Origin of the sequence: Antrihabitans cavernicola, assembly GCF_008297975.1 — a bacterium.
In the GTDB taxonomy this organism is placed as follows: Bacteria; Actinomycetota; Actinomycetes; order Mycobacteriales; family Mycobacteriaceae; genus Antrihabitans; species Antrihabitans cavernicola.
This window is the reverse complement of sequence record NZ_VLNY01000023.1, coordinates 1-21987: the sequence shown is the minus strand read 5'-3', so window position 1 is coordinate 21987 and position 21987 is coordinate 1. Positions and strand designations below refer to the sequence as shown.

At 65.6% G+C, this 21987-nt stretch carries 19 protein-coding genes; 5 read left to right on the top strand and 14 right to left on the bottom strand.

Annotated features, from left to right (window positions below):
- The first annotated feature begins 57 nt into the window (after positions 1-57).
- Positions 58-588, top strand: coding sequence for a methylated-DNA--[protein]-cysteine S-methyltransferase (locus FOY51_RS25375; protein WP_235916753.1), 531 nt, complete (start codon positions 58-60; stop codon positions 586-588).
- Here the strand turns inward: FOY51_RS25375 and FOY51_RS25370 are convergent.
- The 4 genes from FOY51_RS25370 to FOY51_RS25355 all read right to left on the bottom strand — a co-directional run bounded on the left by FOY51_RS25370 (position 585) and on the right by FOY51_RS25355 (position 8223).
- On the bottom strand, positions 585-3185 hold the full coding sequence (locus FOY51_RS25370; protein ID WP_149433057.1) for a helix-turn-helix transcriptional regulator: 2601 nt from the start codon (positions 3183-3185) through the stop codon (positions 585-587). The two genes, FOY51_RS25375 and FOY51_RS25370, sit on opposite strands and share 4 nt — an antisense overlap.
- Before the next feature lie 127 nt (positions 3186-3312).
- Entirely contained in the window at positions 3313-5907 is a 2595-nt protein-coding gene (locus tag FOY51_RS25365; RefSeq protein WP_187776470.1) for a helix-turn-helix transcriptional regulator, read from the bottom strand.
- Between the two features lie 41 nt (positions 5908-5948).
- Positions 5949-6815, bottom strand: a complete 867-nt coding sequence (locus tag FOY51_RS25360) for an endonuclease domain-containing protein (RefSeq protein ID WP_149433055.1) — start codon at positions 6813-6815, stop codon at positions 5949-5951.
- Positions 6816-6933: 118 nt separating this feature from the next.
- Entirely contained in the window at positions 6934-8223 is a 1290-nt protein-coding gene (locus FOY51_RS25355; RefSeq protein ID WP_149433054.1) for an adenylosuccinate synthase, read from the bottom strand.
- A 164-nt stretch (positions 8224-8387) separates the two neighbouring features.
- Here FOY51_RS25355 and FOY51_RS25350 point away from each other — a divergent pair, with 164 nt between their 5' ends.
- Both FOY51_RS25350 and FOY51_RS25345 read left to right on the top strand, forming a co-directional pair.
- On the top strand, positions 8388-9056 hold the full coding sequence (locus FOY51_RS25350; RefSeq protein WP_235916751.1) for a hypothetical protein: 669 nt from the start codon (positions 8388-8390) through the stop codon (positions 9054-9056).
- Positions 9038-9802, top strand: a complete 765-nt coding sequence (locus FOY51_RS25345; protein WP_149433053.1) for a site-2 protease family protein — start codon at positions 9038-9040, stop codon at positions 9800-9802. The genes FOY51_RS25350 and FOY51_RS25345 overlap by 19 nt, the downstream gene beginning before the upstream one ends.
- Here the strand turns inward: FOY51_RS25345 and FOY51_RS25340 are convergent.
- The 7 genes from FOY51_RS25340 to FOY51_RS25310 all read right to left on the bottom strand — a co-directional run bounded on the left by FOY51_RS25340 (position 9783) and on the right by FOY51_RS25310 (position 17702).
- The gene (locus tag FOY51_RS25340; protein WP_149433052.1) at positions 9783-10070 is read right to left on the bottom strand and encodes a chorismate mutase; all 288 of its coding nucleotides are present in this window, start codon (positions 10068-10070) and stop codon (positions 9783-9785) included. The genes FOY51_RS25345 and FOY51_RS25340 overlap by 20 nt on opposite strands.
- A 45-nt stretch (positions 10071-10115) precedes the next feature.
- Positions 10116-11720, bottom strand: a complete 1605-nt coding sequence (locus FOY51_RS25335) for an FAD-dependent oxidoreductase (RefSeq protein WP_149433051.1) — start codon at positions 11718-11720, stop codon at positions 10116-10118.
- Positions 11717-12280, bottom strand: a complete 564-nt coding sequence (locus FOY51_RS25330; RefSeq protein ID WP_149433050.1) for a hypothetical protein — start codon at positions 12278-12280, stop codon at positions 11717-11719. The genes FOY51_RS25335 and FOY51_RS25330 overlap by 4 nt, the downstream gene beginning before the upstream one ends.
- Before the next feature lie 4 nt (positions 12281-12284).
- Positions 12285-13358: an alpha/beta hydrolase family protein gene (locus tag FOY51_RS25325; protein ID WP_149433049.1), complete on the bottom strand. Its 1074-nt coding sequence runs from the start codon at positions 13356-13358 to the stop codon at positions 12285-12287.
- Between the two features lie 47 nt (positions 13359-13405).
- Positions 13406-16009, bottom strand: coding sequence for an ATP-binding protein (locus FOY51_RS25320; protein ID WP_149433048.1), 2604 nt, complete (start codon positions 16007-16009; stop codon positions 13406-13408).
- A 44-nt stretch (positions 16010-16053) separates the two neighbouring features.
- Positions 16054-16578: a hypothetical protein gene (locus tag FOY51_RS25315; RefSeq protein WP_149433047.1), complete on the bottom strand. Its 525-nt coding sequence runs from the start codon at positions 16576-16578 to the stop codon at positions 16054-16056.
- Positions 16579-16715: 137 nt separating this feature from the next.
- Positions 16716-17702: a helix-turn-helix transcriptional regulator gene (locus tag FOY51_RS25310; protein ID WP_149433046.1), complete on the bottom strand. Its 987-nt coding sequence runs from the start codon at positions 17700-17702 to the stop codon at positions 16716-16718.
- A 93-nt stretch (positions 17703-17795) separates the two neighbouring features.
- Here FOY51_RS25310 and FOY51_RS25305 point away from each other — a divergent pair, with 93 nt between their 5' ends.
- Positions 17796-19112 (top strand): lipase family protein, encoded by a 1317-nt coding sequence (locus FOY51_RS25305; protein WP_149433045.1) that lies wholly within the window; start codon positions 17796-17798, stop codon positions 19110-19112.
- On the opposite strand, the gene FOY51_RS25300 is transcribed toward FOY51_RS25305, so the two are convergent.
- Together FOY51_RS25300 and FOY51_RS25295 are read right to left on the bottom strand one after the other, a co-directional pair.
- Positions 19109-20254, bottom strand: a complete 1146-nt coding sequence (locus FOY51_RS25300; protein ID WP_371830488.1) for an FUSC family protein — start codon at positions 20252-20254, stop codon at positions 19109-19111. The genes FOY51_RS25305 and FOY51_RS25300 overlap by 4 nt on opposite strands.
- Positions 20241-20657 (bottom strand): DUF3151 domain-containing protein, encoded by a 417-nt coding sequence (locus FOY51_RS25295; protein WP_149433044.1) that lies wholly within the window; start codon positions 20655-20657, stop codon positions 20241-20243. Before FOY51_RS25295 ends, FOY51_RS25300 begins: the two co-directional genes overlap by 14 nt.
- A gap of 83 nt (positions 20658-20740) precedes the next feature.
- On the opposite strand from FOY51_RS25295, the gene FOY51_RS25290 reads away from it, so the two are divergent.
- Positions 20741-21745, top strand: coding sequence for an Rv0361 family membrane protein (locus FOY51_RS25290; RefSeq protein ID WP_149433043.1), 1005 nt, complete (start codon positions 20741-20743; stop codon positions 21743-21745).
- 15 nt (positions 21746-21760) lie between these two features.
- On the opposite strand, the gene FOY51_RS27340 is transcribed toward FOY51_RS25290, so the two are convergent.
- Positions 21761-21987, bottom strand: a 227-nt coding sequence (locus FOY51_RS27340; protein WP_187776469.1) for a hypothetical protein, incomplete at its 5' end; no start/stop codon positions are given.

Here is a 21987-nt window from a genome sequence, read left to right as displayed (position 1 = left end):
GTCGAACTGGACTGCTCGATCACTGGCTTGTCGGACCCCACCGGCATACTCGACCACGTGAACGGCTACACGCTCTTCGATACCGCGATCGGCACGTGCGGCATCGCGTGGTCGGGAGTCGGAGTTGTCGCCTTCGAGCTTCCCGAAGCCACGGCCGCGGACACCGAGGACCGGCTACGACGTGTGCACCGCGCCGCGCAGCAGCAGCCGACGCCCGAGATCGAACGCGCGATCTCGGCAATCGTCGCCCACCTCGACGGCTCCGCCGACGACCTGCGCTGGATCCCGCTCGACCTCCGCCGCGTCACCGATTTCGACCGCAACGTCTACGCCGTCACCCGCGACATCGACCCCGGCCGCACGCTTACCTACGGCGACGTCGCCGACCTACTCGAGCTGCGCGGTGCCGCGCAGGCAGTCGGTCAGTCGCTCGGCCGCAATCCGATCCCGTTGATCGTCCCGTGCCACCGAGTGCTCGCCGCGGGCAACGAGCTTCGCGGTTTCTCCGCCCCCGGCGGCACCGGAACCAAGCGCAGGCTGCTCGCGATCGAGCACGCGCCAGGCTTCGACGATCCGGTGTTGTTCTAGCCGCCCTCGCCACGCATGAGCGCGCCGAGGGCGTCGCGGTCGGATACATCGAGCTTGATGCACGCCCGATAGAGGTGGCCTTCGACGGTCCGCACGGACACGAACAACCGGTCGGCAATCTCCTTGTTGGACAATCGCGCCGCCACCAGATTCGCGATTTCGCGTTCACGCGAGGTCAAGGGCAACGGTTGCGCCGCAGCGCTCAGCGCCGGTGTCGATGCCCCGCCGCACAGCGCGGCAAGGCGACTGGCCGTTGCTGCCGACTCCACCGTCTGCCTCCGGTTGCCTGCCCGATCGTGTGCCGATGCCGCGTGCGCCGCCGCATCGGCTGCGTAGAGCAGAGCGCCCAGCGATTCGAACTCCGCTGCGGCCGAGTCCAATCCGAGCCCGTCGTCGGTGGCGAACGCCGCTGCGTACCGCGCTTGCACGCCGACCATGCGGCCGTCGATCTGTGCGGCAACCTCGGCGAGCCGATCGGCGACGGTCTTGTCGCCGAAGCGAGCTGCCGCGTGGAGTGCTTCTGCTTCGATCGCGAACTGCCCGGATTCCGCGGCCGCCACCGCCGATCCGCGCGCGAGATCCACGGCGCGGCCGGTGGTGCCCTCCGACGCCGCCGCCCACGCCCGAGCCAGTTCGAGCTGCGGCCCGAACACGGCCACATGCTTGCCGCCGCGTGACTGCGCCGCAGCAATTTCGCGTTGCGCGTCGGTGCTACGTCCGAGAGCCGAATAGGCCTGGGCAACAGCAATTCTCGCCGGGAAGCTCCACGCGGCTGCCGAATCCGACGCCATCGCGGCCACCGCTTGCTCCAACCGTTCGATCGCAGCCGGGAAGCGCCCCTGGCCGACTTCCACCACGCCGACCAGCGTGTTCGCCATCGCCCACGCCATGTACTGGCCGGACGACGAGAACTCGGAATACTTCGCCGCCAACTGTCGAGCCTTCGTCAGTTCACCAGCAAGCACCAGTGCATGTATTTCACCGAACATCGCCGGATACCGCAGCAGTCCGTCGAGCTTGGAACCGATTGCGTTGACCCGCTCGGACAGCGCCGCGCAACGGTCGCCTCGACCCATCAGCGCGAGAGCGCGCTCGCCACCGAAGACCGCCCATTCCACCGCCCACGGCAAAGCGTCCGGGTCGGCCAACACCCGCTCGGCGAACTCGACCGCATCGGTCAGCCGATTCTCGTGCAGCGCATGCGCCGACGCGATCCCATCCACGAGCAACACCAGCGGCGGCGCCGTCAAACGCTTCCGCAGCAAGTCGAAGGTCTCGGCCACCAAACGCGAATTCCCCATCGAGAAGATGAAATTCGCGATTCTGGTCCCGCCCCAGTTGATCAGCTGAACCTCGTCGAGGTCGGCGGGTTCGTACGGCAGCAGCGTCTGCTCCACCTCCTGCGGCCTGCCCTGCCACAGCAGCGATCGGGCGAGCAGATCCGCCGCGGCAAGCCCACCACCGCGGTTGAGCGCCTCCCTGGCGAATCGCTCACCGAGCGAGAGGTTACCCATAGTGATTGTGTACTTGGCCGCGGAGCACAACAGTGCTTCGTTGCCCTCCTGGTCGCTGTCCATGATCAGCTCGGCCAACCGAACCCTCTCCGACGGCGAACTGATGTCGCGGACCTGCAGCGCCTTGACCAGCTGACCACGCAACCGGCGGGCCGATGCCAATCCGAGCCTGCGACGGATCACATCACCGAGCATGGGGTGCGTGTACCGAACGGTCAGCCGATGGCCGTCCTGTTCGATCTTCACCACTCCGCGTGCTTCGGCTTCCTCCACCGCCTCTTCGCCCGCCAACTCCTCCAGCGCATCGAGATCGAGCGGCTCGCAGAACGTGAGCAGCTTCAAGGCGTGCAGCACCGGATCGGGAAGTTGGTCGATGCGTCCCTCCAACAGCGACGCCAACTCAGACGTGATCGCTGTCCGCCCACGTAGTTGCCACACGCCGCTGACCTGCCGCATCGCGCCGGATTCGACCGCACCCTCGACCAGGTGACGGAGGAACAGTGCGTTGCCGCCGGATGCTTCCCAGATGAGATCGGAACTCAGGCCCTCGAGGTGACCGCCGAGCACCGACTCGATCAGCTCGACGCTTTGAACCTTGGTGAACGGCGACAGGTCGAGCAGCTTCAGATGACCGTCCTTCCAGAGGGAGGTCACGGCATCGGGCACTGTTTCACCGCTGCGGACGGTCGCGACGATGTGCACCGCGCGATCGATCGCCAACTGGTGCAACAGCGTTGCGGACAGCTGATCGAGCAGGTGGGCGTCGTCGACACCGATGATGATGTGGCCGTCGGCAAGCAACGATTCCCGCGCCGCCGAGAGGAACGTCACCGGGTCGCGGGAGGTGGATGCGCCGACGAGGTGAGCGAAGACGCCCAGGGGAATACTGCGTGCGGATTCCGTTCCAGCAACCCATTTCACGTCGTCGGGCAGCGAGCTAGTCGCTGTCCGCGCCAGCGTGGTCTTGCCGACGCCCGCATCGCCGACAAGGACGACACCGCACCCGCCGTTGTCGTCCGTGAGAGCCGATCGAATGGTGTCGAACTCGATCTGCCGTTCGACCAACGGCCAGCTACGAGTCATATCTGTCAAGGTTAATGTCGGTTGCCTCATGTTTCAGCCCAATTATCGAAGGGGTTGTACACAAAGCATGAGCGCGAACGGAACCCAGCGACCGCGTAGTCGACTACCTGTCTATGCCGGCATTTATTTACTGTCGGAAAACATGCTTCACCGCTTCGGCGAGGCCGTCGCGATCCGCCACGTCCAGTTTGATGCACGAGCGATAGATGTGACCTTCGACGGTGCGCACGGAAACGGTCAAGCGGTCGGCAATCTCCTTGTTGGACAATCCCATTCCGACGAGTGAGGCGATTTCGCGTTCGCGTGCGGTCAACGGCAGCGGATTCGACTCGACAACCAGCGCAGGCGTTTTCGCGCCGTCACACGCCTGCGACAACCGGAACGCAACCGCGGACGACGCGAGTTCGCCTCGTCGATCGCCCGCTCTGGTGAACGCGATTGCGGACTGCGCAGCAGCGTCGGCCGCCGCAACCAAGAAGCCCGCATCCTCCCAGCGGGTGGCGACAGCGGCCAGTTTCGCGGCATCGTCGGCAGCGAACGCCTCGGCATGCGCGACCTGCATGGCGGCGAGATCGCCTTCGAGACCCGTTGCAAATTCAATCAATTCGGTTGCAGCGGCCCGATCGCCGAAGCGAACCGCGGTGAACAGTGCCGATGCCTGCATCGCCACTCGGCCGGATTTCGCGGCGATTGCAGCGGCGCTCTGCGTGTGTTCGACGGCGGCGGACGTTCTACCTTCGACGCCGGCCTGCCAGGCTCGCGACACGTCGAGTTCGGACCCCAGCACTGCCACGTTCCCGCCGACCAGTCCTTCGGCACGGCGCAGCGCATCGGCTCCTTCGCTTGCGAGGCCCAGCGCCGCACAGGTTTGGCACAGATACGCGGCGGCGAAGAACTCCCACGAGTACCCGACGTTCTGCAATGCCGCGACGGCTTGGACGAATTCGGTCCGAGCGCCGGCCAGCTTGCCGCGCTGGAGCAGCACATAACCGAGCAGTACACCGGCTTTCGCGCGCGCGGGCTGCTGCCCCACCGCGAATCCGACGAATCGCCGCGCCGCCGCCTCGGCGCCGTCCAGGTCGCCCGCAGCGACCGCCGCGAGCACCTCGGCGAGCCCGAGGTTGAAGCGCAGCAGACCGGACGGCGATTGCGAGAGGCCTGCCAAGCCTCGTTGCACCAGCGCATCCACGCCGTCGAGATGCCCGACCTGCACCGACGCCGTCGCTTCCGTGAAGGTCGCCCACGCCAACACGATCGGCGTCACGTACGGCGATTTCTGCACGGCCCGTGCGGCTTCCACTGCTTCCGGAAGCTGATCGGTGAACGTGGCACGCAGCATCTCCAGAAAACCGGCGCCGATCGGCAGGGTCAATCGGGCGCGCGCGGTATCGATCACCGCGGTCGCCTTGACTGGATCGTTGAGCATCCAGAACAGCGTGGAGGCCCGCGTGGTTGCCCAGGTGAGCAGCTCGATTTCGTTCAGCGCGTCCAGATCGATTGCGGCAAGGACGTTTTCGGAATCCTGGCTGTGGCCTTGCCACACCAGCGCCTGCGCGAGCACCAACGACGACCGAAACCCACCGCCCAGCTCGCCTGCCCGCCGCGCGAACCGCTCACTCAGCACCACGTCGCCGAGAGTCAGTGCAGCACCGGCGGTATCGATCAGCGCGCCGAGGTCCGGCGGTCGGTCGCTGTCCAACGCCAGCGACACCAGCCTGATGCGATCGCTGACGTGCGGTGGCCTACCCGTCGCGAGCGCGCCGACAAGTTCGCCACGAATCCTGCGCGCCTTCAACACTCCGGTGCGCGCACGAACCACTTCGCCGTAGATCGGGTGCGTCAACGCGACTGTCAGCCGGTCCTTCTCGGTGCTCACCTGCGTCAGACCCGCACGCTCGGCGGCTTCGACGGCCTCGTGATCGTGCAGCGACGTCACCACCTCGGCTTCCAGGCTGCCGCCGAATGCCAAGTGCTCCACAACGGCAAGGGTGGGTTGCGACAGATCCGCGAGCCGTGATTCCACCAGCGCCGAAAGGTGCGGATTGATCACGGTCTCGCCGCGCAGCTGCCAGACTCCGGCGACGCGTCGCAGGTTGCCCGCCTCCAACGCGCCCTCGACCAGGTGGCGCAGAAACAGCGGATTGCCTTGGGAGATGGCATACAACCGGTCGGCGCTCACCGATTCCAGCGAGCCCTCCAACACCGTCTCGACCAGTTCCACCAGCTCCTGGCGGCTGAACGGTGCTAGATCGACACGGGTGAGCAACCCGTCCTTCCACAACGCGGTGATCGCGTCCGGCGCTTCCTGCCCGGTCCGCACCGTCACCACGAAGTTGGCGGCATGCTCGAGCGCCAACTGATGAACGACGGTCGCGGACAACTGATCCAGCATGTGCGCGTCGTCGACACCGATCAGAACATCGGAGCTACCGGAGAGCAGGTGCTGCCGAGCGGCACGCAGAATCGAGTGCGGCTCACGGGGATCCGCGACGTCGACCAGGTGCGCGAAGGCTCCGAGCGGAATGCCGCGCGCCGTTTCGGTACCCGCCAGCCAGCGCGTGGTTCCGGTGTTGCCGTTGATCGCGTGCCGCGCCAACGTGGTCTTCCCGACGCCTGCTCCACCGGTGAGAACGACACCGCGCGTACCACCGCTGGCGCGCAGAGCCGACGACATCGTCTCGAGATGACGTTGTCGCAGAACAGTCGGCCACCGTGACGGCATGTTCGCAGTGTATGTGCCGCAAGCATCGTGCACTGCAGGCATCACACGTCCGCACCTGCCGCGGCCAGCGCCCGGCGAACCCGATCGATCACCACCCACGGTCGAGAGTCGAGGAGTTCGGCACTCACCCGTACCACCTTCCACCCCATCGACTCGAGAATCGCGGTTCGATCGATGTCCCACGAGCGTTGTCGGCGGTCGTTCCAATGCTGGGCACCGTCGTACTCGACGATCACGTTCCACTCTCGCCAACCCAGATCTGCTCGAGCAACAACGAACCCGTCGTGACCGACTATCCGGAGCTGGGTCTCGGGACGAGGGAGACCGGCCTCGATCAGCAGCAATCGGGTGAGCGTTTCGCGCGGCGATTCGGCGCCACCGTCGGCGACGTCGAGCACGCGGAGCAGGTGACGAATACCCCGTGCGCCCGGGTGGCGCGCTGCGAGGTCTGCGATATGCGACGGCGTAGTGCGCGTCGCATTCATCAGCGCGTCGACTACTACGACAGCCTTCTCGAAGGGTGCTCGCCTACCTATGTCGAAAGCGGTCCGCGCAGGCGTGGTCACGGTGAACCCTGCCACACAGCAGGTTTCGTCTCGGAGCAGCTCGTCGCGGCGAACGATGATTCCCGCGGGGGCACGCGAAGTGCCCGGCTTGACCAGTTCGGCGGGCTCGTCGCCGAGCCACCGCGTGCCGAGCATCGCGGCCGCCGACAGGCCGACCAACACGCCGGCGCCCTTGGCCCAATGTCCGGCGGCAAGAGCGCGTATCCGCGCGTCGAGTTCGGTCCCCTTGCGCACGTACACGTCCGGATGAATCCGGCAAAAGTCCTTGCGCAGTTCCCACTGCGTGACCGTCCCAGCCTTTACCGCCCACGAGCCCGGAAACGGGTCGCCCAACTCCCCCATGGCTGCGAGCGTGCCTCGAGTCCGCCCGAAGCCGAAATCCGTTATCCACAGGCCCGCGAGTGTGCGATGACTGCGGCAAAGGTCGAGAAGACCTCTCCATCAGCGCACACTCGTAGGGCTACGCGAGAATGTCGCGGCGCACGATCGTCTGATCGCGGCCCGGACCCACACCGATGCACGAAATATGCGCACCGGAAAGCTCTTCCAGACGTAGCACGTAGTTCTGCGCGTTGATCGGAAGGTCGTCGAAGGTGCGGGCACCGGAGATGTCTTCCCACCATCCCGGCATTTCTTCGTAGATCGGCTTGGCGTGGTGAAAACCGGTCTGCGTCATCGGCATTTCGTCGACACGTTCACCGTCGACGTCGTAAGCGACGCAGATGGGAACGGTGTCCAGGCTGGAGAGCACGTCCAGCTTGGTGAGGAAGTAGTCGGTGATGCCGTTGACGCGGGTGGCGTAGCGCGCGATGACGGCGTCGAACCACCCGCATCGACGGGCGCGACCGGTGGTGACACCCACCTCGCCGCCCTGCTTCGCCAGGTAGGCGCCGTGCTCGTCGAACAGCTCGGTGGGGAAGGGGCCGGAGCCGACGCGCGTCGTGTACGCCTTGAGAATGCCGAGGACCGTGGTGATCTTGTTGGGGCCGATGCCGGATCCGACTGCTGCCCCGCCCGCGGTCGGGTTCGACGAGGTCACGTACGGGTAGGTGCCGTGATCGACGTCGAGCAGGGTGCCTTGCGATCCCTCCAGCAGCAGCGTTTCGCCGCGCTCGAGCGCCTGGTTCAGCTGGAGCCGGGTGTCGCAGATGCGGTGTGTGAAGCCTTCGGCTTGGGTGAGCACCTCGTCGACAACCTGCTGCGGGTCCAGAGCCTTGCGGTTGTAGACCTTGACCAGCAGCTGGTTCTTGATTTCCAATGCGGCCTCGACCTTTTGGGTCAGGATCTTCTCGTCGAGGACATCCGCCGCGCGGACGCCGACACGAGCCACCTTGTCCATGTAGCAGGGGCCGATGCCGCGGCCGGTGGTGCCGATCTTCGCGTTGCCGAGGAATCGCTCGGTGACCTTATCGATGGCCACGTGGTACGGCATGATCAGATGCGCGTCGGCGGACAGCTTCAGGCCGGACGTGTCGATGCCGCGATCTTCCAGGCCTGCGAGCTCGGAGAGCAGGACGCCGGGATCCACCACGACGCCGTTGCCGATCACGTTGGTGACGCCGGGGGTGAGGATGCCGGACGGAATCAAGTGCAGTGCGAAGTTCTCGCCGTTCGGCAGAACCACAGTGTGACCAGCGTTGTTACCGCCCTGGTAGCGAACGACCCACTGGACCCGACCGCCGAGAAGATCTGTCGCCTTGCCCTTGCCTTCGTCGCCCCATTGCGCGCCGATCAGCACGATTGCGGCCATGTTGTCTCCTACCCCTCGAAACGCAGCTGCGCACGGCTAGCTGCGGCGTCCTGCCAGTTCGCGGGCAGTGGCCGGGAGGACAGTCTAGTCGAGAGGACGGACAGTCCCACCGAGCCCACCGTTGCTTGTCGTTGTCGGGGCCTGCATTGGCTATCGTGGCAGCAGTGAGCATCTTCGTACTTCGCTGTGGCGAGGCGCCGAGCCCGATCTCACTGACGTCGCTGCCGGTCACCAACACCAGCGCCAGCCCTGATGCGGTCGACGTCGACGCACTGTTCGCGGTGCTCGATGCCGACGAGAAACCACGGCTGATCGTCCTCGGCGACGACGCCGCGCTGGCTGCTGTACTGACCCGGCTGATGCGATCGGAACGCCTGCATGTCGAGGTGGCCTACGTCCCAGCCCAGAAATCCGCGGCATCCAGGATCTACCGCACCGGAGTCGGCGCGGCGGCGGCGGCGAAAGCGCTGTCCGGGACTGCCACGCCGACACCGCTGATTCGCGACGACACCGGAACTGCGCTGGTGGGAAGTGCCACGATCACCGGACCGGCAGGTGGACAACTGGACGGCGAGGCCTACGTCGACGACACCAAGCTCTTCACCGGAGCCGCCGCCGCTGTCCATCTGGAACCCACCGCCGACATGCCTGGAGTGCGCGGGTACGCCGATCGTGGTCGGGTGCTGCGCCCGCGTCGCCGCTGGGCCGCCGGTCGCGCCGTACAGCTGGGTTCGCCTGCCGCGGTCGTGACCAGAGACGGCGTTGCCACTGCACGGGCAGTGAAGCGCTCCACGTTCTATCGGCACAGCGATCCATGGCTGGTCGTGGGGTGAACAGGCGACCGAGTCCGGTCTTCCTCGCCGTCGTGGCACTAGCGGTCGCAGGGTCGGTGATCGCGTGGAACGCCGACCTGCATTCGGTGCTCGCCCACGTCGGGGTGTTCGTCCTCGTGGTGTTCGGCTGGATCGTCACGCTGTGCCTGCACGAGTTCGCGCACGCCTACACAGCCTGGCGGGCGGGTGACCGCGAGGTGGAGATCCGCGGCTATCTGACGTTGAATCCGCTGAAGTACAGCCACCCGATGCTGTCGATCGGCCTACCGATCCTGTTCATCGCGATCGGCGGGATCGGTTTGCCCGGCGGTGCGGTCTACGTCCATTCACATCTGTTCGATGCGCGCACCCAGCGGACGATCAGCCTGGCAGGCCCCGCGGTCAACGCGGTGAGCGCCGTGATCCTGCTCGCCGTCATCGCCAACTTCGGATCCGACACTCAGCACGAAGCCTTCTGGTACGGCCTGAGTTTCTTGGCATTTCTGCAGATCACCGCGACGGTGCTGAATCTGCTACCGGTTCCCGGGCTGGACGGCTTCGGCGCACTGGAACCGTCGTTGTCGCCGCAAACGCGTCATCAGCTCCAGCAATATGCGCCCTACGGGCTGCTGGCCGTCATGGCATTGCTGTTCGTCCCTGCTCTGAACACCGCGTTCTTCGGCGCGATCTACTGGGTGTTCGAGCTCTCCGGCGTACCCGATTGGTGGGCGGGCAACGGCGGGTTCCTCACCCAATTCTGGAGGTAGTCCGCCCACGGCCGAGCCGCAGCAACGCCATCCCCAGCGAACGACCCTCCGGGCCCAGTTCGCGGAAACGCTGCAGAACGGCGAGCTCGTGGCGCTGCTGTGCCCGAGCCGACGTCGTCGAGAGTTGACGCCTGCCTGCCAACTGCGACAACTCCGATCTGCGTTTCACCGCCGCAAGAATCTGCTGGTCGAGGTAGTCGATCTCGTTGCGGAGCGCATCGGTGTCCGCAACGTCGTCGAATCGGGTGATCTCGCATACCGACGTCATGAAAAGACGCTAAGTCGAGACAATTACCTGCGCACGAGTAGTTCACTACTCGACTCGAGTCGAGGGTTCGGCGATCAACAGTTCCACCGCCCGCTCGGCCACCGCAGCAATGGTTTTCGAGGGATTGCGGCCGACAGCGCGGGGAATGATCGACCCGTCCATCACGTACAGGCCCGGATGGCCGAAGACGCGTCCCGCGTGGTCGACCACACCCGCCGCGGGCGACGCGGCCATGTTGCAACCGCCGAGCGGATGCGGGGTGACGAGCCCGCGGAACCAGGACCAGGCCAGCCGTGGAAACGGGTGTCCGCCGGTGGCTCGAGACAGTGCGCGATGGGTCGCGGCCATCGAGTCGATCGCGGTCTTGGAGCGCAACGGATTCCAGTCCAGCTTGAGGGCGCGACGCCCTGCCCCGCGTGCCAACGGCGCGATCGGCGATCGCGACAGGTAGAAGTCGCCGTCGGATCCGTCGATCGCCTGGCCGAACCAGGGCATCACCGACCCCATCGCGCCGATCCGGTGCAGCCGAGTCATCGTGCGGCGCTGAAGTTTTCCACCCGTCTTGGACTTCTCCCCCGCGTCGAACAGCACATCCATCATGTTCGGTAGACCGCCGTCTTCGACGAAATATCGGCCGCCTGACGAACCGTCGAGAAAGTCGATGGCCGACGTGATGGTGGGCCCCTTGGTCGGCGACGCCGGCTCCTCGCGACGGGTGAACCACTCCGGAGTCACGAAGTCGCCGTTGGAACTCCAGCCCTTGCCCAACGACCGCGGCAGATTCGGCAGAGTCGCGAACTCGAACTGCGAGCGCATTAGTATCTCGGTGGAGCCCAGCGACCCGGCGGCCAGAATCACCCGCTCGGCTTCGACGGTCTCGGCGTCACGCGTTCCACCCGACACATCGTCGAAGTGCACCCGCCACCGCGCCCCCACCCGCGACAGATGACTCACCTGACACAACGGTCTGATGACCGCGCCGTTACTTTTCGCTACCGCAAGATAATTGAGGTCGAGCGTGTTCTTGGCCCGTGACGAGCAGCCGATCACGCAGTTCCCGCAATGCGTACAGGTGCCCTGTTTCATACCGTGCCGATTCGTCCACTGCTTCGACTCGGTCGGCGTGCGCTTGCCTTCGGTCGGCTGCCAGTCACGATCGAAAGTGACTGCCAGATCTAGCTTTTCGAAGCGATCGCCGGCACCGATCTTTCCGGCGGCCTGACGCATCAGCTCCAACCGCACCGGACTCTGCTCGTCCGGTATCGGCTTCGCCGCAAGCATGGCACCGACCCGGCTGTAGTACGGCGCCAACGCGGTCGCATCGATCGCGGACGGCCAACCGGAGCGAAAAACGTCGGGACCGGCATCGATGGACACGTTCGCGTAGATCAGCGAACCACCGCCCACGCCCGCACCGGCGGCGACCACCATGTTGGTGCTGACCATGCGCACATCCAGCCACCCGTTGTGGCGGTGCGGATTCCGCGGGCTGTAGAGCCAGTCACCGTTCCGCCCGCGCGGATAGCTTTCGGGATCCCACGCTCTCCCGCGTTCGAGCACCAACACTCGACGCCCGGCCTCGGCAAGTCGGCAGGCGGCGACGGCACCGCCGAATCCGCTTCCGATGACTACGACGTCGTAGGCGCTCATGCGCGGCGCCGCAGCAGATACGTCGAGATCAGCCCGCCCGCAAAGAAACTCAGGTACTGCGCGACGGCACCGCGCAGCGTGGTCACCGACCTGATCAGCTTGCCCGCACCCATCTTCAGCACGCCGGCACCGACTATGGCACCGGAGTCGTCGACGCCCTCGTGGATGAAGGTCAGCAGAGTCGTGGTTGCCGGCCACAGTCGCCACGGCGCGGCCACCGTCACGACCTTGACGCCGTGCAGCCAATGCGGGCGGTCGTCGATCGTGATCGGCAACTCGTAGCGGATGTGTGTCGTTCGGGCATCATCGGTTGGCGTGAACACGCCGAAAACGCCTCCTCGCGAAGCGATCCGGCCGCCGAGCCTCGGCACGTCCAGGTCCGCCGACAGCGCCGCGGCGTGGTCGGGGTCGGCGAGAAACGTGCCGATGTCCTCGATCGTGATCCGCGCCGTGAACGTGACGGCGGCCGACGCCGGACTCCGATAGCCCACCCACGGATCCTTCTCGCCCATGGTGACCTGACCGGTCATCACCTCCCGAAACCGCAGTCCCGCGGACACGACGTCAGTCCCTGTTCAATTCGTCGAGGATGAACGGAAAGACGTCCTCGGCGGCGCGATCGCCGATGAACACGTCGAGGTGCCCGTAGCCGTGCATCTTCTGAAAGACATGTCTGCCTGGCGAATATTTGTCGAAATGGTCGAAGGTGCGAGCCATGCTCACCGGAACGAAGGTGGAGTTGTGGTCGCCGGTCATGAACGCGAAGCGGGCGTCGGTCGCCGGAGCGCGGCGAATATAGTCGGTGGGCAACTCGTCGTACTTGCCGGTCGCGATCAGATGGCCGGTGCGGATGCTCTTGCTCACGTGGGTCAGCAGCTTGGTCGACACCTGAGCCATCTCGCCCGACAACCAGTCGTGGGTGTCGTCGTTCAGATTCTCGTGCCGCCACAGTGCCGGGAAGCCGACGCCGTAGAAGAAGCTCGACATCTTGCACACTTCGTTGTCGCACTCGTGGTGACCGATTCGCATCAGCGTGCGAGCCAGCTTCGGCCAGAAGCCTGGCGCATGCACCCCCCACTGCGGGTTGAGGTCGGGTAGCACTTTCGCAAGAAGTCCGATCGCCGGTGGCATCTTGAGCCACATCAACGGAGCAACCTCCGGATGCAACGCCGACGCATTGCTCACCACCGTGGAGACCTTCGGCAGCATGCCGTTGGAAATGGCCAGCATGAAGGCGCACGAGCCGAGGCAATGCACCACCGCTTTGATCGAATCCGCACCCGTGTACTCGACGATCGTGTCGACCGCACTCGGAAAATCAAGTACCGCAGCATCTTCCACGGTGCACGTGGTTGGCGCGAGGTCGATGCTGGCGCGCCAGTTGAGCACCCACACGTCGTAGCCTGCGCGGGACAGATAGCGCGGGAGGGTGTCCGCGGTGGGCGGCGAGAAGATGTCGGCGCGCACGCTGGTGCCTGCGGACAGCAGCAGCGGGCCACGATCCTCGGTCCCTGATGCCCGACGAAGTCGACGGAAATTCAACGGCACACCGTCGGCAGCCGTGAACCAGATCGTCTCGAACTGCGCGTGCTCGACCTGGTACGGCGAAGGCGCAACGCACACCTGTGTCTCGGTCATGGTTGCCAGTGTGTTCCTGCTGCGGATGCCATGTATCGAGTACTCGACTACCTGAGTTCGGCGCGCATCACGGTGGCCAACCCCGCGCGATCGGGAACGTGCAACTTGCTGCAGGCGCGGTAGATGTGACCCTCGACGGTGCGGATCGACACCACCAACTTCTCGGCGATCTCCTTGTTGGACATATCGTTCGCCACCATGGTCGCGACCTCGCGCTCGCGCGTGGTCAACGGCAGCGCCTTGGCTGTCGCTGTCAGCGCAAGTGTCTCTGCGCCACCGCATTCCGCCGCCAGTCGCCGTGCCGACGCTCCCGCTGCGGCCTCGCCCGTCTTGTGGTCAGCACTCGCGTGATGCACGGCGGCGTAGGCGAACGCGTCGGCGGCGACCAGTCGCATCCCGATGCGCTCGAAGTCGCGTGCGACGGCCTCGAGTGCTTCGCCGTTGCGATCGGCCAGCCCATGCGCCATCCGCGCGGCGGCAGCGGTGACCGGGGTAGGGACAGCGCGCTCGAACCGATCGAGCTCGGCCGCAAGCGTGTCGTCACCGAACTGCACGGCCGTCAGCAACGCCAGTGCCGCCGACGCCAGCTGACCCGAACCTTCCGCAGCCGTCGCGGCGTCTCTCGCGAATTTCCTGGCGCGGTCGACATCTTTTTCCGATGCCGCTACCCAGGCTCGCGCCAGGAGCAGATCGGGATAGTGCATGGCACATTTCTCACCGAACAGGAGCTCGGCTCGCTCCAGCGCATTGTGCGCGTCCTTGACCGAGCCCTGTGCGGCCGCTGACTGGGCGAGGTAGGCGGGCGCCAGCATTTCCCAGGCCAGCCCGGTGCCTTCGAGTGCGGCAGCAGCCTGCCGAAGTTCCGCACTGGCAAGCACCAGATCGCCTTGGCCGAACATCGCGCGGCCCAGCAGAATTCCGCCGAGCGAGCGAGCAGGTTGCTGCAGCTCGGCGAAATCGACATACTCGACGCCCAACTCGCGAGCGGACGCCAGATCACCCGAAACCGCCCGTGCCAGAACGAGACCCAGGCCGATCGTGTACCGGAGCAGACCGGTCTCCGCCGCGTAGGCCGCCTCCAGACCTTCGTCTGCCAGCGCGTCCATGCCGTCGAAACTGCCGACCACCGCGAGTCCCAGCACAGCGGCGGACGCCGCCCAAGCTCGGGCCAGCGGCGGGCTGGCAGGAGACTCCATCACACGCGTCGCAACCTCGACGGCTTTGTTCGGCTTGTCGGCATAGACCAGGAACATCGATTCCAGCGCGGCGACCAGGTCGAAGACCATCCGCTCGGAGGCGCGGGAGTTCAGCAGGTCGAGTAGCGCTCGAGCATCGACCGGTCGGCTCAGCATCCAGAACATGTTCGCCGCGCGCGAGAGCCCCCAGTGCAGCAACTCGAATTCGTTCAGTGTGTCCGGATCATATTGTGCGAGTTCCGCTTCCACCTCTTCGCCGCGACCGAGCCAGGACAGTGCGTGGCACAGGTAGACCGATGCGAAGAAGCCGCCGCCGCCCGATTTCGCGCCACCGGCCAGTCGTTCGCAGAGTTCGATATCGCCGAGCCGCAAGGCATCTCGCGATGCGTCGACCAACATGTTCGGGTCGGGGGGTGTATCGCTGTCGAGCGCCAGCGCCGCCAGTCGGATCTGATCGACCACGTGCACGGGCTTGGGATCCGACAGCCTGCGGACGATCTCACTGCGGATGCACCGAGCATCCGCCTCCGGAATACGGCGCGACAACACCTCGCCGTAGAGTGGATGGCCCAGCCGCACAACGATTCCCGAGTCCCGATCCAGCACACGGATCATGCCTTCGCGCTCTGCGCCTTCGACTCCCGCGGCGGACGTCAGATCGGCCAGCGCATCGAGTGCCATCGGCTCGGCGAACGACAGCACCTCCAAAACATGTCGCTCTTCCTGGGTGAGACGACCCAGCCGGGTCTCGACCAGCGCGTCGAGCTTGGATCCGATCGCGGCACCCTTGCCGCGCAGCTGCCACACACCGGATGTCTGCCGTAGGCTGTTCGCCGCGATCGCGGCTTCGATCAGATGACGAAGGAACAGCGGATTGCCCTCGGAGACCCGGAAGATGCGATCGACGCTCGGCCCCTCCAACGGTCCATCGAGGACGGCTTCGGCAAGTTCGACGGTTTGCTCACGAGTGAACGCCCCCAACTCGACGCGGGTGAGCCACTCGTCCTTCCACAACGCGGTGATGGCATCCGGTGCCTGCTCGCCGTCACGGATGGTGACGACGAGGCGAACCGCGCCGGAGATCGCAAGCTGATGGACCAGCGTGGCAGAGAAGTTGTCGAGGTGATGGGCGTCGTCGACACCGATGATCGCCGGACCACCCGGAGCCACCAATTCGGCTCGCGCAGCGCGCAACACCGTCGCAGGTTCGATCGGGCCCTCGATAGAGATCAGGTGCGAGAACGCGCCGAGCGGCACCTTCTTCGCCGATTCGGTTCCCACGATCCACCGAGACGTCAGTCCGCTCGCGCGCACGGCATCTCGTGCCAGGGTGGTTTTGCCGACGCCGGCAGGCCCGGTCACCACAACGCCGTTCGACCCGTTGCGGGTCTGGAGCGCGCGGCTGATCTCCCCGAGTTGTGCCGATCGCCCCAGGGTCGGCCATTGTGTCGGCATGCCTGGACGATACTAGGGACGACCAGGTCGATCCGGGCAGATCGTCAATGCATATAGATGAATCCTGGTCGACCGTCGTGGACCTGCGCGGCCCCCGGTGAGCCGTAGCTGATCGCCGCGACCACGCCACCGCGTCCGGCCATCACCATCGCGACGCGCATCGCTGCTCCCGGCCCGCGTACGCAGCCGCCGCTCGTCATGAGCGTGGTGCCACCGGTGAGCGAGTCGAGGTTGAACCAGACGATGTGGAGTGCGTGCGTTTCGGTCGCGGTCGGCAACTCTCGCGGATAGCCGACACTGAAGAGCACCGTATCGGGGCTGGCGGCCAATCGGGTTGCGCGAGCTGGCAAGTCGTGGCCGCGACAGGCCATCGGTTGCACCTGGAACGGCCCTGCCGACGTGCGCGCGGCAGGCATGAGGCCGATGCCGAGATCGAGCAGGCGCTGCGCGGCGTCCAATGCGTCGGTGTCCAGTGCATCCGCGTCATGTCTCGCGCGTTCGGTCAGCGCGACGAAGGCCGACTCCAACCGGCGGCGGTCGAACATATCGGTGCATGACGGCAGATGCATCAGCCAACCCCTCAGAAAGTCCTTGGGCTGCGGCTACCCCTCGTAGCCGCAGCCCGGATGCGACGTTAGGTCAGGTGACCAGTACCCGACACGAGTAATTCACTACCTGTGTCTGCGCTCACGCGATCTACCTGGGCTTATGCTCCGTTGCGTCCAGCGATTCCAGCGCCCAACGCCCGCAACGCCTCTCGCAACTCCGGCGGCGCCATCACCTCGACACCGACCGCACCCTCACCAGTTCGCGAGAACCCGGCCAGAGCGCACAGTTGCCCCAGAGCGACCACCTCGGCCTCGAGCATCAGGTCGACCGTGACCCATCCCGCCGAATCGGGCTCCCCAGTCGCTACCTGCGCGGCCTGGACTCCGATGTACTGCGGCAACAATCGCAGCGCGGACGGTGACAGCCGCACGGTGCAGGCGTATCGACGAATCGATCTGTCGAACTCGGCATTCGATTGCTCCCACCAGGCCGCTAGATCGAAATCGTCTGGCCGATCGAAGGTTTCGTCGAGCACCGCAGCCGACTCGATCCGGTCGACGCGATAGGACAGCACTCGACCGCCCACCCTTGCGACCAGGTACCAGACGGACGCTTTCGCGACGAGCCCCAGCGGATCGACGGTGCGCTCGACGGAATCCGGCCGACGCCGATACTCGAAACGGACCCGCCACCCGCCGAGCACCGCCTGGGCAATCGTGGGCAGCTCACCGACTTCCACGGGCCGCGCAAACCAGCCCGGCGCATCCACATGCAATCGCCGACGCCATGCCTCCGCGCCGATACGCAACGGCAGCGGCAATGCGCCGAGCAGCTTCGACTCGGCGCGCGCAGCCTCGGAGCCGAGTCCAAGATCCTCGGCAAGCGACGGAATCCCCAGCAGCATCAGCGCCGACGTCTCGGTTCCGGTCAGCCCGCTGAGCTTCGATTGCCATCCGTCCAACAGTCGAATCCCACCACCGGGACCGGTGTCGGTCCACAGTGGCACGCCCGCCGCAGAGAGTGCGGAAACGTCCCGATATATCGTTCGGACCGATACGCCCAGCTCATCGGCCAACGTGGCCGCTGTGGCGCTCCTGCTGCCCTGCAATCGCAGCATGATTTCGACCAAGCGACTCGACCGCATCTCTGCAGACTTTGTGAGCTGTTTCACTGTTCAATCAGCCATGGGTTACGGTATCTGACTAGCCCGTGTGTCAGATGACTAGATCGGATTTCAATGAGCCTCGATGCAACCGCCGAAGGCGTCGGTTGGGCGACTGAGCCGACCAGGACCGAGCACCATCGTCCAGGTCGCCCGCTCCTTCCCGAGAACGATCCGTTCTACGTGCCGCCTACCGGTTTCGCGGCCACCGCCCCTGGCACCCTGTTGCGCAGTCGCAAGGTGAAGCTGGGCGCGATGGGCCTCGTCCCGCAGAAGATCACCGCGTGGCAGCTGCTGTACCGCTCCAACGACCTCAACGGCACCCCGGACGCCACCGTGACCACGGTGATGCTTCCGGCGGGCGCCGATCCCGCAAAGCCCCTGCACCTGCTCTCCTACCAGTGCGCCATCGACGCCGTGACCAGCCGTGCGATGCCGTCGCACTCGTTGCAGCGAGGTGCCAAGTTCGTCGGCGCGGCCCCGCAGCTCGAGTTCCTGTTGATCGCGGGGGCGCTGGCCCGCGGGTGGGCCGTCTCCATTCCCGATCACGAAGGCACCGAGGGCCACTGGGGCGCACCGCGTGAGCCCGGCTATCGGGTGCTCGACGGCATTCGCGCCGCACTCGACTTCGAGCCGCTCGGTCTCGCCCGCGATACCAAGGTCGGCATTTGGGGCTACTCAGGCGGCGGGCTTGCGACATCGTGGGCGGCCGAAATGGCGCCCGAATATGCGCCTGAACTCGACATCGTCGGTGCGGCGCTCGGATCCCCGGTCGGCGACCCCGGCTCGACGTTCCTGCGGCTCAACGGCACCGCGTTTGCCGGTCTGCCTGCTCTCGTCATCGCCGGCCTGCGCCGGGTGTATCCCGATCTCGATCGGGTGATTCGCCAACACAGCTCCATGGCGGGGCAGTCGCTGATGAAGGCGATCGAGTCGATGTCCACCATCGAGGCCATTCGTAAGTTCGATAAATACGACATGGGCGACTTCATCGACATTCCGTTCGCGGACCTGCTCGCTCTGCCCGAAGTAGTGCACGTCATCGACGACATTCAGGTCGGATTGATCAAACCCGCGGCGCCGCTGTTCGTGGTCCAGTCGGTCAACGACCAGATCATCTCCGTCGACGACGTCGACGGCCAGGTCAATCGCTATCAGGCAGCGGGCGCACATGTGACCTACATACGCGACCGCATCAGCGGGCACCTCACGATGCACCCGATCAGTACCCCGGTGACCCTGAAATGGCTCGACGACCGCTTCGCAGGCAAACCGCTGCCCGCGGATTCCACCACAACGGTCCTGTCGAGTACGCTGTCGCCGTCAGCAGTCCTCGGCTTGCTCGAAATGGGTTGGGTAGCAGCAAAAGTGGCGCTGGGTAGGTCGTTCTAGTCTTCCGGGGGAACGGCCGGATGCGCGACTGTCACCGGCAGAATCGCCAACGCGGAGACGCGTTGCAATCCGGCGACCTGGAGTAGGTCTACGATCGTCGAACGCAGTTGTGCCAGAATCACGTTCGCCGACAGACCGGCACCGTCGACCAACTCCAACCGGGCACCCGAGGCCACCGATCGCAGGACGCGTGCGGCTTCGGCCTGGTCCGGTTGTTCACCGGGATCGGCGAGCATCATCGCTCGTAGCACCTCGACGGCGTGCGAGAGCTTCTCCACCTCGTCGACGAGGCGAGGATCGAGGATCTCGTCGTCACGCACCAACGTCAGCGCGCGCCTCGCAAGTACTCGAATGTTGCGGACCGCGTTGTCGAGCGGGTCGGCGGTCGCGGAGAGTCGCTCGAGCCGTTTCTGCGAGTTCCAGTACAGCGGAGAGATCTTGCTGATCTCTTTGCCGCCCTTGAGGTTCGAGCGGAACGCATCGATCTGGCCCTGCGTCTGACGCGCGGTCTTCAGCGCGGCGACGATGGGTTCGGGATCCTGCTCGATCAGCCCGTCGGCACACTTGCGCAGCACGTCTTTGACCACGCCGAGGATGTCGGCGGCCTCACGCCTGGCGCGCCGCACCGGGTGCGTCGGCACCAACGCGACGACCGCAACGCCCATCAATCCGCCGACCAGCGCGTCGATCATCCGCTGATAGCCGGCGCTGTTTCCGGGCGGAATGAGCGTTGCCACCAACACCGCCGAGCTTGCGGCTTGCATCGCGATGACCGGCCCGCCGTCGAGTACGACGGCGGTGATCATGGCAAGTGCGACGACCAAGCAGATTTGCCACGGCCCGGTGCCGATCGCGGAAATCAGCAGATCACCGACGCCGATTCCGACGGTGACACCTGCGACCAACTCCACCGAACGACGCAGGCGTGAACCGAGCGAAACGCCCAGGGACACCACAGCCGCGATCGGTGCGAAGAACGGGTGCGGGTGACCGAGCAGGTCGGATGCGACCCACCAGGCGAATCCCGCGGCAAGAGCGCACTGCACGATGGGCAGCGCCGAAACGCGAAGGCGCTGATACGAGGCGCGGGCGCGCGGATAGCTTCGCAGCGCCGCAGGAACGAAGCGCTTAATCGACGCCAAGTGCTTCGGCGGCCCGCGGGTCGCAGTCTTCGAGCAGGTCGAGGCAACGCGCGTACTCGTCGGTCTCACCGATCGCCTGCGCTGCGCGAGCCAGCACGGCGACGCAGCGGAGGAAGCCGCGGTTGGGTTCGTGGCTGTACGGGACGGGGCCGAAGCCCTTCCATCCGTTGCGTCGGAGCTGGTCGAGGCCGCGGTGATAGCCGGTGCGGGCGTACGCATAGGCAGTGATGGTGGCGCCGTCCTTCAGCGCCGCTTCGGCCAGGTAGGCCCACGCGATCGATGCGGTGGGGTGGTCGGCCGCCACCTTCGCGGGGTCAGCGTGGTTGAGCAGTTCCGACTCCGCGTCATCGTCTCCGGGCAAGAGAGTCGGTTGCGGTCCGAGCAAATCACCGAAGGACGTCATGGCCTACATTGTGCCCGCCTCGGTGAACGGTCGATAGGCTGCCCACACCAGATTCGATTCGCCGACTGTGCCAGGGGGAACGCGTGGCCGATCCGAAGGACGACGCCGAGGCTCCGACCGAGGCCATTCCGGTGAAGCGGGCGCCCGCGAAACCGCCGCGTCAGCCACGCTCGGCGAAGAAGAAGAACAAGAAGGCCAACGTAGCGAGGCAGGCTGTGGCCGAAGCGCCGACGGAAGTGATCCGCAAACCGGAGCCCAAGGCAGCGGCGCCGGCAAAGCCCTCGGCGCCGAAGACGGCCGAGGCCCCGAAGCCCGCCGAGGCGGCGACCGAAGTTATCGCGAAGGAAGCGCCGAAACCGGCCGAAGCAACCACAGAGGTCATCAAGAAACCCGAACCCAAGGCCGCAGCCCCGGCAAAGCCCGAACCTTCGGCGCCGAAGGCAGCCGAGGCACCGACGGAAGTAATCGCCAAGCCGGCACCGAAGCCAGCGCCAGCGCCGGCACCAGCGAAGAAGCAAACACCGGTAGTAGGAAAAGCACCGTCACCAGCGGACGGCCCAACCCAGGCTCTGCCTATCCAGAAGCCCCAGCGCGTCGAACCCAGGCGTGTTGAACCGCAGCGCGTAGAACCAGCACCTGCACCTGCCCCGAAAAAGAAGCACGGCCGTTGGTTCGCGGCTGTGGCAGTGGCGCTGGTCGCGGTCGCAGCTGTTGCGTATCTGACCTACTACTTGATGAACAAACAGGACACGACGTCGCCGGAAGGCCAGATCAAGCAGTCGATCGGGACATTCGTCAACGCTCTTGCCGATGGCGACATCCAGACACTGCGCACCCACACCTGCGGACCGCTGGCCGACTACTACCGCACCATCCCCGACGACCAGTTCGCCGAGGTCTACCAAGTTTCCAAGCAGCAGCGCAACGTCCCGGTGGTCGACAGCATCGATGCCGTGCAGATCACGGGTAACAAAGCCATCGCCCAGGTCACCGCCTACACCGAGGCCGATCCGTCTAAGAAGACCGCGCGAACCCTGAACCTGGAGAACAGCGATCAGGGCTGGAAGGTCTGCGACCCGCCCGCGTAATCCTGGCGACCATGATCAGAAGGGTGCGAGTTCGTCCAGATCGATGACGGGCTCATCGGCAATTAGTTGTTTGTGTCGGCGTGGCGGTGTCGGTGTTGCGAATACTTCGTCGTAGAAGTGTTGTTGTTGCTCGGCCAACGTGAGGTCGAGTTGTCCGCTCCAGAATTTCTCGGCGAACTCCGGGTCGTCGCAGCAGATCAGACCGCCGGACACCTCGGGTGTCGGTACCGGAATCGGTGCAT

Bases quoted from the DNA above. Each gene is read 5' to 3' on its own strand.
- FOY51_RS25355 (WP_149433054.1), bottom strand. From the start codon at position 8,223: ATGGCCGCAATCGTGCTGATCGGCGCGCAATGGGGCGACGAAGGCAAG.
- FOY51_RS25295 (WP_149433044.1), bottom strand. From the start codon at position 20,657: ATGACGTCCTTCGGTGATTTGCTCGGACCGCAACCGACTCTCTTGCCC.
- FOY51_RS25360 (WP_149433055.1), bottom strand. From the start codon at position 6,815: ATGGGGGAGTTGGGCGACCCGTTTCCGGGCTCGTGGGCGGTAAAGGCT.
- FOY51_RS25310 (WP_149433046.1), bottom strand. From the start codon at position 17,702: ATGCGGTCGAGTCGCTTGGTCGAAATCATGCTGCGATTGCAGGGCAGC.
- FOY51_RS25325 (WP_149433049.1), bottom strand. From the start codon at position 13,358: ATGACCGAGACACAGGTGTGCGTTGCGCCTTCGCCGTACCAGGTCGAG.
- FOY51_RS25335 (WP_149433051.1), bottom strand. From the start codon at position 11,720: ATGAGCGCCTACGACGTCGTAGTCATCGGAAGCGGATTCGGCGGTGCC.
- FOY51_RS25305 (WP_149433045.1), top strand. From the start codon at position 17,796: ATGAGCCTCGATGCAACCGCCGAAGGCGTCGGTTGGGCGACTGAGCCG.
- FOY51_RS25320 (WP_149433048.1), bottom strand. From the start codon at position 16,009: ATGCCGACACAATGGCCGACCCTGGGGCGATCGGCACAACTCGGGGAG.
- FOY51_RS25340 (WP_149433052.1), bottom strand. From the start codon at position 10,070: ATGACGTCGGTATGCGAGATCACCCGATTCGACGACGTTGCGGACACC.
- FOY51_RS25315 (WP_149433047.1), bottom strand. From the start codon at position 16,578: ATGCATCTGCCGTCATGCACCGATATGTTCGACCGCCGCCGGTTGGAG.
- FOY51_RS25345 (WP_149433053.1), top strand. From the start codon at position 9,038: ATGGCTGGTCGTGGGGTGAACAGGCGACCGAGTCCGGTCTTCCTCGCC.
- FOY51_RS25370 (WP_149433057.1), bottom strand. From the start codon at position 3,185: ATGACTCGTAGCTGGCCGTTGGTCGAACGGCAGATCGAGTTCGACACC.
- FOY51_RS25365 (WP_187776470.1), bottom strand. From the start codon at position 5,907: ATGCCGTCACGGTGGCCGACTGTTCTGCGACAACGTCATCTCGAGACG.